The sequence below is a fragment of the Streptomyces inhibens genome (assembly GCF_022221585.1).
GTDB classification, from domain to species: Bacteria; Actinomycetota; Actinomycetes; order Streptomycetales; family Streptomycetaceae; genus Streptomyces; species Streptomyces inhibens.
This window is the reverse complement of the sequence record NZ_CP084681.1, coordinates 3,465,757-3,479,749: the sequence shown is the minus strand read 5'-3', so window position 1 is coordinate 3,479,749 and position 13,993 is coordinate 3,465,757. Positions and strand designations below refer to the sequence as shown.

14 protein-coding genes are annotated in these 13,993 nt (G+C 70.6%); 10 read left to right on the top strand and 4 right to left on the bottom strand.

Going from position 1 to position 13,993, the window contains the following annotated elements; genetic code table 11:
• Window positions 1-49: 49 nt before the first annotated feature.
• A complete protein-coding gene (locus KI385_RS16030; RefSeq protein ID WP_128506056.1) occupies window positions 50-478 on the bottom strand; it encodes an OsmC family protein in 429 nt (142 codons plus the stop codon).
• Between the two features lie 241 nt (window positions 479-719).
• On the opposite strand from KI385_RS16030, the gene KI385_RS16025 reads away from it, so the two are divergent.
• Both KI385_RS16025 and KI385_RS16020 read left to right on the top strand, forming a co-directional pair.
• The gene (locus KI385_RS16025) at window positions 720-1,079 is read left to right on the top strand and encodes a histidine triad nucleotide-binding protein (RefSeq protein ID WP_238572893.1); all 360 of its coding nucleotides are present in this window, start codon (window positions 720-722) and stop codon (window positions 1,077-1,079) included.
• Window positions 1,080-1,085: 6 nt separating this feature from the next.
• Entirely contained in the window at window positions 1,086-1,991 is a 906-nt protein-coding gene (locus tag KI385_RS16020; protein ID WP_238572892.1) for a ribonuclease Z, read from the top strand.
• Window positions 1,992-2,026: 35 nt separating this feature from the next.
• Here KI385_RS16020 and KI385_RS16015 read toward each other — a convergent pair whose 3' ends face one another.
• The gene (locus KI385_RS16015; protein WP_238572891.1) at window positions 2,027-2,827 is read right to left on the bottom strand and encodes an HAD family acid phosphatase; all 801 of its coding nucleotides are present in this window, start codon (window positions 2,825-2,827) and stop codon (window positions 2,027-2,029) included.
• A 279-nt stretch (window positions 2,828-3,106) separates the two neighbouring features.
• Here KI385_RS16015 and KI385_RS16010 point away from each other — a divergent pair, with 279 nt between their 5' ends.
• The 4 genes from KI385_RS16010 to KI385_RS15995 are packed head-to-tail and all read left to right on the top strand — an operon-like array spanning window position 3,107 to window position 6,338.
• The gene (locus KI385_RS16010) at window positions 3,107-4,414 is read left to right on the top strand and encodes a glucarate dehydratase family protein (RefSeq protein ID WP_238572890.1); all 1,308 of its coding nucleotides are present in this window, start codon (window positions 3,107-3,109) and stop codon (window positions 4,412-4,414) included.
• Window positions 4,411-4,602, top strand: coding sequence for a hypothetical protein (locus KI385_RS16005; protein ID WP_238572889.1), 192 nt, complete (start codon window positions 4,411-4,413; stop codon window positions 4,600-4,602). The genes KI385_RS16010 and KI385_RS16005 overlap by 4 nt, the downstream gene beginning before the upstream one ends.
• Window positions 4,603-4,623: 21 nt before the next feature.
• Entirely contained in the window at window positions 4,624-5,709 is a 1,086-nt protein-coding gene (locus tag KI385_RS16000) for an S-(hydroxymethyl)mycothiol dehydrogenase (RefSeq protein ID WP_238572888.1), read from the top strand.
• Entirely contained in the window at window positions 5,709-6,338 is a 630-nt protein-coding gene (locus KI385_RS15995; protein WP_238572887.1) for an MBL fold metallo-hydrolase, read from the top strand. Before KI385_RS16000 ends, KI385_RS15995 begins: the two co-directional genes overlap by 1 nt.
• A gap of 54 nt (window positions 6,339-6,392) precedes the next feature.
• Here KI385_RS15995 and KI385_RS15990 read toward each other — a convergent pair whose 3' ends face one another.
• Window positions 6,393-7,730 carry a family 4 glycosyl hydrolase gene (locus KI385_RS15990; RefSeq protein ID WP_238572886.1) on the bottom strand — a complete coding sequence of 446 codons (1,338 nt, stop codon included), beginning with the start codon at window positions 7,728-7,730 and terminating at the stop codon, window positions 6,393-6,395.
• Window positions 7,731-7,796: 66 nt separating this feature from the next.
• Here KI385_RS15990 and KI385_RS15985 point away from each other — a divergent pair, with 66 nt between their 5' ends.
• From KI385_RS15985 to KI385_RS15970, 4 genes are all read left to right on the top strand, one after another.
• The gene (locus tag KI385_RS15985) at window positions 7,797-8,942 is read left to right on the top strand and encodes a carbohydrate kinase family protein (protein ID WP_238572885.1); all 1,146 of its coding nucleotides are present in this window, start codon (window positions 7,797-7,799) and stop codon (window positions 8,940-8,942) included.
• A gap of 161 nt (window positions 8,943-9,103) precedes the next feature.
• Complete coding sequence (locus KI385_RS15980; protein ID WP_238572884.1) at window positions 9,104-10,105, top strand: PhoH family protein; 1,002 nt, start codon at window positions 9,104-9,106, stop codon at window positions 10,103-10,105.
• A 97-nt stretch (window positions 10,106-10,202) separates the two neighbouring features.
• Window positions 10,203-10,700 (top strand): rRNA maturation RNase YbeY, encoded by a 498-nt coding sequence (gene ybeY / locus KI385_RS15975; protein WP_128506079.1) that lies wholly within the window; start codon window positions 10,203-10,205, stop codon window positions 10,698-10,700.
• A gap of 14 nt (window positions 10,701-10,714) precedes the next feature.
• Window positions 10,715-12,058: a hemolysin family protein gene (locus tag KI385_RS15970; protein ID WP_238572883.1), complete on the top strand. Its 1,344-nt coding sequence runs from the start codon at window positions 10,715-10,717 to the stop codon at window positions 12,056-12,058.
• 277 nt (window positions 12,059-12,335) lie between these two features.
• On the opposite strand, the gene KI385_RS15965 is transcribed toward KI385_RS15970, so the two are convergent.
• Window positions 12,336-13,733: an MFS transporter gene (locus KI385_RS15965; RefSeq protein ID WP_238577709.1), complete on the bottom strand. Its 1,398-nt coding sequence runs from the start codon at window positions 13,731-13,733 to the stop codon at window positions 12,336-12,338.
• Window positions 13,734-13,993 lie beyond the last annotated feature (260 nt).

The window sequence follows — 13,993 nt, the reverse complement described above, 5'->3', positions numbered from 1 at the left end:
TCGGCGCACCGCCGTTCACCTACAGGGGACCGGCCCGGCCGGCCTCCCGTCAGACCAGTGCGGCGTCCAGCGTGATGTTCTTGACGCCCGCCAGCGCCTGGCTCACCGGGCAGTTGGCCTTGGCGTCCTGGGCCGCCGCCTGGAACTCCTCCTCGGACAGACCGGGGACGCTGGCCCTGACGGTCAGTGCGATGGCGGTGATGCCCTCACCGGGCTGGAAGGTGACATCGGCCTGGGTGTCCAGGGCCGCGACGGTGTAGCCCTTGCCCGCCAGGCCGTGCGAGAAGGCCATGGAGTAGCAGGAGGAGTGGGCCGCCGCGATGAGCTCCTCGGGGCTGGTGACGCCGTTGGGCTGCTCCGCGCGGGCGGGCCAGTTCACGTCGTACGTACCGACCTTGGAGGACTCCAGGGCGACGGTGCCCTTGCCCTCCAGGAGGTTGCCTTCCCAGTGGGTCTTGGCGGTGCGCGTGGTTGCCATGGTGCATAACTCCCGGTTGTGGGCGAAAGCTGTTCTGCGGGCCAGCTTAGTGATCCTCGGGCCCCGCGCCCTGCCGATCCGCCCCGGCCGGGTCGGGGGCGCCCCTCCCGGCGCACGGGCGGGTGGGACGGGGAGCCGCCCCTCCGGCCCACGGCCGCTGCGACGCCCCGTCGGGGTCGCCCGGTAGCATCCGAGGCCGTACGCACCGTGCGTAGGACGGATGACCCGGGAGGAGCCACCGGTGGCGGGAGAACCGCAGGCCGACTGCCTGTTCTGCAAGATCGTGGCAGGGGAGGTGCCGGCGACCATCGTCCGGGAGACCGAGACCACCGTCGCGTTCCGCGACATCAACCCCCAGGCACCGACGCACGTTCTGGTGATCCCCAAGGTGCACTACCCGGACGCCGCGACCCTCGCCGCCGCCGAACCGCAGATCATCGCCGACATACTGCGTGAGTCCCGCGAGGTCGCTGCCGAGGACAAGGTCGAGGACCGGGGCTACCGGGTCGTCTTCAACACCGGCGCCGGCGCGGGCCAGACCGTCTTCCACGCACATCTGCACGTGCTCGGCGGCCGCGGCCTCCAGTGGCCCCCCGGATAACCGCTCGTGTCCGTACGTGAACTGGTCGTCCTCGGCACCGCAAGCCAGGTGCCCACCCGGCACCGCAACCACAACGGCTATCTGCTGCGGTGGGACGGCCAAGGGCTGCTCTTCGACCCCGGCGAGGGAACGCAGCGCCAGATGCTGCGCGCCGGGGTCGCGGCCCACGACCTCAACCGGATCTGCGTCACGCACTTCCACGGTGACCACTCGCTGGGCCTGGCCGGGGTGATCCAGCGGATCAACCTGGACCGGGTGCCGCACCCGATCACCGCGCACTACCCGGCCAGCGGGCAGCACTTCTTCGACCGGCTGCGCTATGCCACCGCGTACCGCGAGACGGTCCGGCTGGTCCAGCGGCCGGTCGCCGTCGACGGCGAGCTGGACCGCTCGAAGTCGTACGTCCTGGAGGCGCGCCGGCTCTCGCACCCCGTCGAGTCCTACGGCTACCGCCTCGTGGAGCCGGACTCGCGGCGGATGCTGCCGGAGCGGCTGGCGGCACACGGCATCACCGGGCCGGACATCGGGCGCCTCCAGCGGCTCGGCGAGCTGAACGGCGTCACCCTCGACGAGGTGAGCGAGGAGCGCCCCGGCCAGCGGTTCGCGTTCGTCATGGACACCCGGCTGTGCGAGGGCGTGCATGCGCTCGCGGAGGGGGTGGACATGCTCGTCATCGAGTCGACGTTCCTGGACGAGGACATCCAACTGGCGGTGGACCACGGCCACTTGACCGCCGGGCAGGCCGCGGAAGTGGCCGCCGGGGCGGGCGTACGGCATCTTGTGCTGACGCACTTCTCGCAGCGCTACGCCGACCCCATGGAGTTCGAGCGGCAGGCACGCGCAGCGGGCTACACCGGCGAATTGACCATCGCCCAGGACCTGCTGCGCGTGCCCCTGCCCAAACGGCGCTGAGCGCCCGGCATACGGGCTGCGGCTACGGGCTACGGCTACGGAAGGAAGTACATCGGGTTCGGCAGCTTGAACGTCCGGTCCCCGGCGCCGCCGTTCAGATCGCTGTACTGGTCCCCGAAGTTGGCGACGATGTTGTAGCCGAGGGACTCGATGTGCTTGCGGGTGCCCGACTTGTACTCGACGGTCGTGCAGGTGGCACCGCAGGGCAGGTACGCCGGCGGGTGCTCCTTGTCCTTCAGGTAGACGTGCGTGCGGTCCAGCGGCACGCCGTAGCCGACGTTCTTGAGGTTGCGCACGCTCCAGTCGCGCTGCGCCTCCTTGCGGCCGGTGATGAAGAAGACCTCGGCGCCCTTGTCGTGCGCCCAGTTGACGAGCCGGTCCATGCCGAAGACCGGGTCCATGTCGGTGTTCGCGAGGTACTTGTCCTGGCTCTCCGGGGTGAAGTGGAAGCCCACCTGGAGCTCGTAGTTGTAGGTGAGCAGGGTGGTGTCGTCCATGTCGAGGACGATGGCGGGCCTGGCCTGCTTGCCGTTCTTGGAGTGCCGCGCGAGCGCCTTGGACAGGTAGGTGCGGGCCTTGGCCTCTATGCCGCGGACCTGGCGGGCGTAGTTGCTGTGCGGGGAGGCGTAGTGCTCTCCGTCGGCCGTCACCGTGTCGCCGTAGTACGCCTTGATCTTGTCCTGCACCTGAGTGAGGTTGGGGATCTCCTTGTCGGTGCGCGGCACGGAGTGTTCGGCGGTGGCCTGGCCGATGCCGAACACGGCGGTACCGGCGACGACGGCGGCGACCGTTGTGGCGCCGAGGCGGGCGCGGCGGGAGAGGGCGGGACGGGGCATGCGCGGCTCCTTCAACTGGCATGAGTGTGGACTCAGGTAGGTCTAACAGAGCCTCATTTCCGTATCTACGCGCGGAGATTCAACGGTTGGTAAAGGCTCGGCGGGGCGGGCCCGTTGCGCCCCTGCGCCGTTGCGGTCACGGGTATTGACGGCCGGGAAGCGCGCTCCGTAACCTCCTTCTGCATTTGCAGACGTCATCTACATATGAAAACAGCGGGACAGTGGCACACGTGCACAGGCGCAGGGAACCAGCGCCGTCGACCTCGTAGGAGCCCCCGGATGACCGACTCCAAGAACGGCCTCACCATCACCGAGGTCCGGCTCACCCCGATCCTGGTGGCCGATCCGCCGCTGCTGAACACCCAGGGAGTACACCAGCCGTACACCCCCCGGCTGATCATCGAGCTGATCACCGAGGGCGGCACCACCGGGCTCGGCGAGACCTACGGGGACACCAAATACCTTGATCTGGCCCGCCCGTTGGCCACTGCGCTGATCGGCCGGTCGGTCACGGATCTGAACGGGCTGCCCACCCTCGCCGCCGAGGTGTGCGGTGACTCGCCGGCCGCGACCGGTGTCGACGCCGTGGACGTCGGCGGGCTGCGCGGCGTACAGACCGCCGACAAGCTGCGGCTCTCGGTCCTCTCCGGATTCGAGGTCGCCTGCCTCGACGCCTGGGGCCGGGCCACCGGACTGCCCGTCCACGCCCTGCTCGGCGGCAAGGTCCGCGACCGCGTGGAGTACAGCGCCTATCTCTTCTACCGGTGGGCCGAGCACCCGGGCGGCCGCGGCGAGCGCGACGACTGGGGCGCGGCGCTCGACCCGGCCGGCGTCGTCGCACAGGCCCGCCGGTTCGCCGACACCTACGGCTTCACGTCCTTCAAGCTCAAGGGCGGGGTCTTCGAACCCGCGCAGGAGGTGGCGGCGGTCAAGGCGCTGGCCGCCGAGTTCCCCGGGCGGCCGCTACGGCTCGACCCGAACGGCGCCTGGACGGTGGCGACTTCGCTGACGGTCGCGGACGAGCTGCAAGACGTCCTGGAATACCTGGAGGACCCGGCGAGCGGCACGGACCGGATGGCGGAGGTGGCCGCCGCCACGCCGCTCCCGCTCGCCACCAATATGTGCGTCACGACCTTCGACGAGATCGCCGAGGCCTTCACCCGCGGCGCCGTCCAGGTCGTGCTCTCCGATCACCACTACTGGGGCGGGCTGCGCAACACCCGTGAACTCGCCGCCGTCTGCCGCACCTTCGGTGTCGGCCTGTCCATGCACTCCAACACCCATCTGGGGATCAGCCTCGCCGCGATGACCCAGGTCGCGGCGACCGTGCCCAACCTCGACCACGCCTGCGACAGCCACTACCCCTGGCAGACCGAGGACGTCCTCACCGAGCGGCTCACCTTCCGCGACGGCGGGCTGGACGTCTGCGACGCCCCCGGCCTCGGCGTCGAACTCGACCGCGAGCGGCTCGCCACGCTGCACCGCCGCTGGCTGGCCGACGACGGCGGCCTCCGCGACCGCGACGACGCCGCCGCCATGCGGCGCGCCGACCCGGACTGGACCGCCCCCACCGTTCCGCGCTGGTGACCCCGGGGCGGGCCCGCCCCTGCTCCTCAGCCGCGCCGGTCCGCGGCGGCGGGCGCAACGAGCGGGCGCGCGGCCGGGACCGGGCAGCGGAGATCATGGACCCGGCCGGGGTCCTGTGCGCGGTCGCCCCGCCCGCGTACGGTGAGGCACGGCTGAGTGGCGGTGCGCCACAGTGGTCCCGTACGTGATCTTTGAAAGGGGCTGTTCCGATGGCACAGGAAGTGCGCGGCGTCATTGCGCCGGGGAAGAACGAACCGGTCCGGGTGGAGACGATCCTGGTGCCGGATCCGGGTCCCGGCGAGGCCGTGGTGAAGATCCAGGCGTGCGGGGTGTGCCACACCGATCTGCACTACAAGCAGGGCGGCATCAACGACGACTTCCCGTTCCTGCTCGGCCACGAGGCGGCCGGGGTGGTGGAGTCGGTCGGCGCCGGGGTCACGGAGGTGGCGCCGGGCGACTTCGTCATCCTCAACTGGCGTGCGGTGTGCGGACAGTGCCGGGCCTGTCTGCGCGGGCGTCCCCAGTACTGCTTCGATACGCACAACGCACAGCAGAAGATGACGCTGAAGGACGGCACCGAGCTGAGCCCCGCGCTCGGCATCGGCGCCTTCGCCGACAAGACGCTGGTCGCCGCCGGCCAGTGCACCAAGGTCGACCCGGAGGTCTCGCCCGCGGTGGCGGGGCTGCTGGGCTGCGGTGTGATGGCGGGCATCGGCGCCGCCCTCAACACCGGTGGCGTCGGGCGGGGCGACTCGGTGGCCGTGATCGGCTGCGGCGGCGTCGGCGACGCGGCCGTGGTGGGTGCCCGGCTGGCCGGTGCGGCCAAGATCATCGCGGTGGACATCGACGACCGCAAGCTGGAGACCGCACGCTCCATGGGTGCCACCCACACCCTCAACTCCCGCACCACCGACCCCGTCGAGGCGATCCGCGAGCTGACCGGCGGCTTCGGTGCGGATGTCGTCATCGACGCGGTCGGCCGCCCCGAGACGTACAAGCAGGCGTTCTACGCCCGCGACCTGGCCGGAACCGTCGTCCTGGTGGGTGTCCCCACCCCGGAGATGACCCTGGAACTTCCCCTGCTGGACGTCTTCGGCCGCGGCGGCGCCCTCAAGTCCTCCTGGTACGGCGACTGTCTGCCCTCCCGCGACTTCCCGATGCTGATCGACCTCCACCAGCAGGGGCGCATCGACCTCGGCGCCTTCGTCACCGAGACCATCGGCATCGAGGACGTGGAGCAGGCCTTCGAGCGGATGCATGCGGGCGATGTCCTGCGTTCGGTGGTGACGTTCTGATGGCGGCCCGCATCGACCACCTGGTCACCTCCGGAACCTTCTCGCTCGACGGCGGCACCTGGGACGTCGACAACAACGTATGGATCGTCGGCGACGACGACGAGGCGATCGTCATCGACGCCGCCCATGACGCCGACGCCATCCTCCGGGCCCTCGACGGCCGGACGCTGCGCGCGATCATCTGCACCCATGCGCACAACGACCACATCGACGCCGCCCCGGCGCTGGCCAACCGCACCGGCGCCCGGATCCATCTGCACCCCGCCGACCTGCCGTTGTGGAAGCAGACCCACCCGGACACGGCGCCGGACGCGGAGCTGGCGGAGGGGCAGGTCCTGACGATTGCCGGTACGGATCTGACCGTGCTGCACACCCCGGGCCATGCCCCCGGCGCGGTCTGCCTCTACGCGCCCGACCTGGGCACCGTCTTCACCGGCGACACCCTCTTCCAGGGCGGCCCGGGCGCCACCGGCCGGTCCTTCTCGGACTTCCCGACGATCGTCGCCTCGATCCGCGACCGGCTGCTGACCCTGCCGCCGGAGACGGTGGTACGCACCGGACACGGCGATCCGACGACGATCGGGGAGGAGGCGCCGCACCTGGACGAGTGGCTCAAGCGCGGCCACTGAGCGGCGGCAACCGGGCAGGGACGGCGGCCCGGCCCGGCTCCCGCCGGCCCGCCCTCACGCCTCGTCGGCCGCCCGCTCCAGAATGCGGGCGGCCACCGCGGGGGAGTCCACCAGCGGATGCAGCGCCAGCGCCCGCAGCGCGGCGCCCCGGTCCTTGAACGTCGCGGCCTCCACCGCCGCCCGCTCCACCGCCTTGACCTGCAACATCAGCCCCAACTGGTCCTCGCGCAGCGGCGCGCACGGCAGCGGGCGGGCGCCGTGCGCGCCCACCTCGCACACCGTCTCCACGATCGCGTCCGGCGCCAGCTGGGGCACCGTCGTGCCGTTGCGGACGTTGAGGATCAACCGGGTGCCGCTGTCGCCCACGATGGCGTGCATCAGGGCCAGCGCCACCCGGTCGTAGCCACCGCCCTCCAGATCGTGGCTGTCGCGCTGCCAGCCGCCGCTGGCCTCCCGGCTGTGCGCCATATACGTCTGTTCGCGCTCCAGCCGGGTCCGCTCCCACAGCGCGTACGCCGCGTCCGGGCCGCCGGCCGCCGCGGCCCGCTCGAAGAAGCCGCCCTGTTGCTGGTCGAGGAACTCGCCGCGGGTCTCGGGGGTGTCCCGTACGGAGTCGAGGGTTTCGCGGCGGAAGTAGTAGTAGTGCAGATACTCGTTCGGGAGCGCGCCCAGGATGCGCAGCCAGTCCGCGCCGAACAGCCGGCCCTCCTCGAAGGAGGCCAGCGCCGCGTCGTCGGCGAGCAGCCCCGGCAGCAGCTCGGTGCCCTCCAGCGTCAACGACCGCAGCCAGCCGAGGTGGTTGAGCCCCACGTAGTCGTAGCCGAGCCGGCCGTCCGCGAAGGCCGCCGGGTCCGCGCCGGCCGCCCGCGCCGCCCGGCGCACCAGCCCCACGGGTGAATCGCAGATCCCGATGACACGGTCGCCGAGCACCTGGGACATCGCCTCGGTGACCATGCCCGCGGGGTTGGTGAAGTTGATGACCCAGGCGCCCGGGGCGAGCGCGGCGACCCGCTCGGCGATGTGCAGCGCCACCGGGATCGTCCGCAGGCCGTAGAGGACACCGCCCGCGCCGACCGTCTCCTGGCCGAGCACGCCCTCGGCGAGCGGGATCCGCTCGTCGCGGATCCGGCCGGCCGTACCGCCCACACGTATCGCCGAGAAGACGAAGTCGGCGCCGGCCAGCGCGTCGTCCAGCCCCTTCGCGACCCGTACGGGCACCGGCGTCGGATGCCCCTGCGCCAGCCGCGTCAGCACATCGGCGATCACCGCCACCCGGCGCGGATCGGTGTCGTGCAGCACCACCTCGGAGACGGAGCCTGCCGGGTCGTCCAGCAGCGCGCGGTAGACCAGCGGCACCCGGAAACCGCCACCGCCGAGAATCGTGAGCCTCATGGGGCGGAACGTACCGCAGCATCAGGCACACTGGCGGCACGTGCCGATACGAGAGGGGCGAGCACGGTGAGCAGCCGACGCGATGTCCATCCGCCCGCGGGCCCGGCCGCAGTGCCGCCGGCCCTGGATCCGCTCGCCGAGGTGCGCGCCGATGGCGATCCGCGCACCGATGTCTATCTCACCGGCACGGTCTTCCTGGACATCATCTTCACCGGCCTGGATTCCGCGCCGGTCCGCGGCACCGAATCCTGGGCCCGCGGTATGGGCTCCAGCCCCGGAGGCGTCGCCAATATGGCCACCGCGCTGGCCCGGCTCGGGCTGCGCACCTCTCTTGCGGCGGCCTTCGGCGACGACAAGTACGGCGAGTACTGCTGGGAGGCGTTGGAGCAGGGCGAGGGCATCGACCTGGCGCTGTCACGCACCGTCCCCGGCTGGCACTCCCCGGTCACCGTCTCCATGGCGTACGAGGGCGAGCGCACGATGGTCTCGCACGGCCATGAGGCGCCGCCGCCCGATTTCGCCTTCGACGGCAAGCACGCCCCGGGCTGCCCGCCGCCGTCCCGCGCCTGCATCGCCTCGCTCGTACCGGGCCGGCGGGAGGGCTGGCTGGGCTGCGCGGCGAGCCGAGGCAGCCGCATCTTCGCGGATGTCGGCTGGGACGACAGCGGCCGCTGGGACCCCGCCGACCTCGCCGATCTCGAATACTGCGAGGCGTTCCTGCCCAACGCCGAGGAGGCGATGCGCTACACCCGCACGGACTGCCCGCGCGCCGCCGCCCACAAGCTCGCCGATCTGGTGCCGCTCGCGGTCGTCACGCTGGGCGCGGAGGGTGCCTACGCGGTGGACGGGCGGACCGGCGAGAGCGCCGAGGTGCCGGCCATCGCCGTGGAGGCGCTGGACCCGACCGGAGCCGGCGATGTCTTCGTCGCCGGATTCGTCACCGGCACGCTGGCCGACTGGCCGCTCGCCGACCGGCTGGCCTTCGCGGGGCTGAGCGCCGCGCTGTCCGTGCAGGAATTCGGCGGTTCGCTGTCCGCGCCGGGCTGGGCGGAGATCGCCGCCTGGTGGCAGCAGGTAAGGGGGTACGAAGCGGGTGCCCCGGGTGCGCTGCGCCGCCAGTACGCCTTCCTGGACCAGGTGCTGCCGGCGGCCTACCGGCCCGCCCCGCTGGCTCGCGCGCTCCCCACGATCGGCTTCCGGCGCCCAGCCTGAGCTGCACCGGCACGGTCGCGCTGCGGCCGGCTGCCCGCCCCCGCGGAAAAGCCCTCGGGCTTGTCGGTGCCCCGTCGTACTCTTGTATCCCAAGGAGTCGAGTGCTGCCGGCACCTCTGATGAGCAAAGGATGGGGGTTGAGCAGGCCACCGAGCCGCCCTATGACTCAGACACCTACGCAACCGCAGGCGCGCGCCCAGTTCACCGTTCCGGCCAAGCATCCGATGGTGACGGTCCTGGGCTCCGGAGACTCGCTTCTGCGTGTGATCGAAAAAGCCTTCCCTGCGACCGACATCCATGTCCGGGGCAACGAAGTCAGCGCTGTCGGCGACGCCCGCGAAGTCGCCCTCGTCCAGCGCCTTTTCGACGAGATGATGCTGGTGCTCCGCACCGGACAACCGATGACGGAGGACGCAGTGGAACGCTCCATCGCCATGCTGCGCGCGGCGGAGGACGGCGAGGGCGCGGTGAGCGAGACGCCCGCCGAGGTGCTCACCCAGAACATCCTCTCCAACCGTGGCCGGACGATCCGTCCCAAGACCCTCAACCAGAAGCGCTATGTCGACGCGATCGACAAGCACACCGTCGTCTTCGGCATCGGCCCGGCGGGCACCGGCAAGACCTATCTCGCCATGGCCAAGGCCGTGCAGGCGCTGCAGGCCAAGCAGGTCAACCGGATCATCCTGACCCGTCCCGCGGTCGAGGCCGGCGAGCGGCTGGGCTTCCTGCCCGGCACCCTCTACGAGAAGATCGACCCGTATCTGCGCCCGCTCTACGACGCGCTGCACGACATGCTCGACCCCGACTCCATCCCGCGCCTGATGGCCGCGGGCACGATCGAGGTCGCGCCGCTGGCGTATATGCGCGGCCGGACGCTCAATGACGCGTTCATCATTCTCGACGAGGCGCAGAACACCAACCCCGAGCAGATGAAGATGTTCCTCACCCGCCTCGGCTTCGATTCGAAGATCGTCGTCACCGGCGATGTCACCCAGGTCGACCTCCCGGGCGGCAAGAGCGGTCTGCGCCAGGTCCGGGAGATCCTGGACGGCGTCGACGATGTGCACTTCTCCCTGCTCACCAGCCAGGACGTGGTCCGGCACAAGCTGGTCGGCCGTATTGTCGACGCCTACGAGAAATACGACAGCCGCAACGGCGAGTGAGCCCCGCCGGCCGTGAGGTCACGGCCGGCCGGGCGCACGACCGGCAGGCGCCACCCACCCATCGAGCAAGCACCGAGAAGCGAGAAGCAACGCCCTCATGTCCATCGACGTCAACAACGAGTCCGGCACGGACATCGACGAGCAGGCAATCCTGGACGTCGCCCGCTACGCCGTGGCCCGGATGCGTATCCACCCGCTCTCCGAGCTGTCCGTCATCGTCGTGGACGCCGAGGCCATGGAGCAGCTCCACATCCAGTGGATGGACCTGCCCGGACCGACCGATGTCATGTCCTTCCCGATGGACGAGCTGCGTCCGCCGGCCAAGGACGACGAGGAGCCCCCGCAGGGGCTCCTCGGTGACATCGTGCTGTGCCCGGAGGTCGCCAAGAAGCAGGGCGAGGAGGCGCCGACCGGGCACAGCATGGACGAGGAGCTCCAGCTGCTGACCGTCCACGGTGTGCTCCACCTCCTCGGGTACGACCACGAGGAGCCGGACGAGAAGGCCGAGATGTTCGGTCTGCAGGCGGCGATCATCGACGGCTGGCGCGCCGAGCGGGGCCTGACCGGCCCGTCACCGGCCCCCACCGTCACCTGACGGGCGGCGCCGTCATGACCACCCAGCTGATCGCGGTCGCGGTCCTGCTCGTCGTGATCGCCTGGCTCGCCGCCTGTGCGGAGGCCGGCCTGGCCCGTACGACCAGCTTCCGTGCCGAGGAAGCCGTCCGGTCCGGCCGCCGCGGCAGCAGCAAGCTCGCCGCGGTCGCCGCCGACCCCACCCGCTATCTCAATGTGGCGCTGCTGGTGCGGGTGGGCTGCGAGATGGCCGCCGGCGTCCTGGTCACCTACGCCTGTCTGCGCTCGTTCGACAAGACCTGGCAGGCGCTGACCGTCGCCATCGCCGTGATGGTGCTGGTCTCCTATGTCGCCGTCGGCGTCTCGCCGCGGACGATCGGCCGCCAGCATCCGCTGAACACCGCCACCGCGGCCGCCTATGTGCTGCTGCCGCTGGCCCGCATCATGGGCCCCATTCCGCAGCTGCTGATCCTCATCGGCAACGCCCTCACCCCCGGCAAGGGCTTCCGCAAGGGCCCGTTCGCCTCCGAGGCCGAACTGCGCTCGCTGGTCGACCTCGCGGAGAAGGAGTCGCTGATCGAGGACGAGGAGCGCCGGATGGTGCACTCCGTCTTCCAGCTCGGCGACACCCTCGTCCGCGAGGTGATGGTGCCGCGTACGGACCTGGTCGCCGTCGAGCGCTTCAAGACCATTCGTCAGGCGCTGACCCTCGCACTGCGCTCCGGCTTCTCCCGTATCCCGGTGACCGGCGAGAACGAGGACGACATCGTCGGCGTCGTCTACCTCAAGGACCTCGCCCGGAAGGTCCACATCAACCGCGACGCCGAGAACGAGCTGGTCTCCACGGCCATGCGCCCCGCCGTTTTCGTCCCCGACACCAAGAACGCCGGTGATCTGCTGCGCGAAATGCAGCAGGACCGTAATCATGTCGCGGTGGTCATCGACGAATACGGCGGCACGGCCGGCATTGTCACCATCGAGGACATCCTTGAGGAGATCGTCGGCGAGATCACCGACGAATACGACCGCGAACTCCCGCCCGTCGAGGATCTCGGCGACGGCAGCTATCGCGTCACCGCCCGGCTGGACATCGGCGATCTGGGCGAGCTGTACGGCCTGACCGAGCTGGACGACGAGGACGTGGAGACGGTCGGCGGACTGCTCGCCAAGCTCCTCGGCCGGGTCCCGATCGCCGGTGCCACCGCCGAGGTCGACCTCTCCGACGACGCTTCCGACCCGGATCTGAAGGCGCTGCGGCTGACCGCCGAATCGCCGGCCGGCCGCCGCAACAAGATCGTGACGGTGCTGTGCGAGCCGGTGCGGACGGAGAGCGCGAGCGAGTCCGAGGAGCCGTCGACGGGCGGCCGCTCCGCCGGCTGAACTCCCAAAGAATTCCCCGGGTAATTCCCCGGTAGTTCCGCACGGAATCGGGAATATTTGCCGCTGTGGTGTTGTGCGTGCGGTTACTTATCTCCAGTGCAGCAGAAATGTTCTGCAAGCCATTTCCGGTGGAACTGGATTCTGTGGTGCGCGCCGTGGAAGGATCTTCAGGTGGTTACCGAAAAGGCGACCACCATGCGTGAGAGAAATCTTGCGGCGCAGGTTGCCCCGGCCACGGGGGACCGGGGCAACCACCCTCTTCCTCCGCCGTGGCAGCTCAGCCGCGGCGCGTCCCACGAGCCGTCCGCAGCCCGGCCGCCACCAGCACTGCGACCACCGCGACCAGCGCCGCGTCCAGGCCCAGGCCCAGCTTGATGCCACCGAGCGTGGCGGCCGCGAAGCCGCTGCCGTCCGCCCGCAGCGCCGCGATATGGGCCGAGGCGACCGCGCTCAGCAGCGGAATTCCGATGGTGATGCCCACCTGCTGCGAGCTGGTGACCAGGCCGGTGGCCAGACCCTGTTCGGCGTCCGGGACGCCGGAGGTGGCGGTCACGCCGTACGAGATGATCGCCCACAGGTGGCCGAGGCTGGCGAAGGTCACCCCGACCAGGGCCAGCCACATGCCGGTGCCGGTGCCCAGGCCCAGCAGCGTGGCCGTGAAACCGGCCTGGAGCAGCAGCCCGATCAGCAGGGTGCGGCGGGCGCCGAGCCGGCCGATGACCTTCGGGGCGACGACACCGGCGAACGCCGAGACCACGCCCTGCACACCGAAGACCAGGCCGGTCTGGAAGGCGGACAGCCGCAGCACCTCCTGGAGGTAGAGCGTCAGCAGGAAGATGACGGTGCTCATCATCGAGAACGTCGTCAGGCCCGCCAGATTGCCCCAGGCGACCGTACGGCGGCGCAGCATCGGCAGCGACACCAGCGGCTGGTCGGCCCGTGACTCGACGACGACGAACGCGACCAGCAGCGCCAGGCCCACGACCAGCGTCACGATGACGTCCGGGTGGCCGAAGCCCTGCTCGGCGGCGGTCGACAGGGCGTAGATCAGCGACAGCAGTCCGCCGGTGACGGTGACCGCGCCGGGCACATCGATCCGCGGCCGCTCCGGATGCCTGGACTCGGTCAGCAGCGCCGGCGCCGCGGCCAGTACGGCCACCCCGGCGACGGACAGCAGGCCCATGGTCGAGCGCCAGCCCAGCGCGTCCGTCATCACCCCGCCCAGCACCATGCCGATGGTGAAGCCCATCGAGAGCACGGTGCCGCTGATGCCCAGCGCGCGTTCGCGCTGCGGACCCTCGGCGAAGGTGGTGGTCAGCAGCGACATCCCGGTGGGCACGATGATCGCCGCGCCCAGACCCTGGACCGCGCGCCCGGTCAGGAAGACCGCCGGGGACCACGCCAGCGCGGCCAGCACCGAGGCCGCGGTGAACAGCGCGAGCCCGGTGAGGAACAGCTTGCGCCGCCCGAAGAGATCGGCGATCCGGCCGAACAGCAGCAGAAAGCCGCCGGACGGCAGCGCGAAAGCGGTGACCGCCCACTGCAGATCGGCCTGGTCCATGCCCAGGTCCTTGCCGAGCACGGGCAGTGCCACATTCAGGATGGAGAAGTCCAGCGCGGTGATGAACTGCGCCGCGCACAGCAGAAGCAGGATGAGCTTGGCGCGCGGGGTCATCCGCGCGTCGGCCGGCGCGGAGAGCGGTTCGGCGGTGGCGGCGACCGGCGCGTCCGTCTGTGTAGCGGGGCCAAGTGAGGTGTCGGTTATCGGCATGCAAAGAGCTTGTGGCCCCGGAATACGGAGTGGGGAGCGGGAACTTATCGTGGTGTCCGCACCACCAGCCGCGCCGACAGGGGGAGACACGTGGTCTCGAATGCTGCCTCGAACGCTGCCGTCCAGGACACCTCACGCCGACGACAGGAACTGCGCGACTTCCT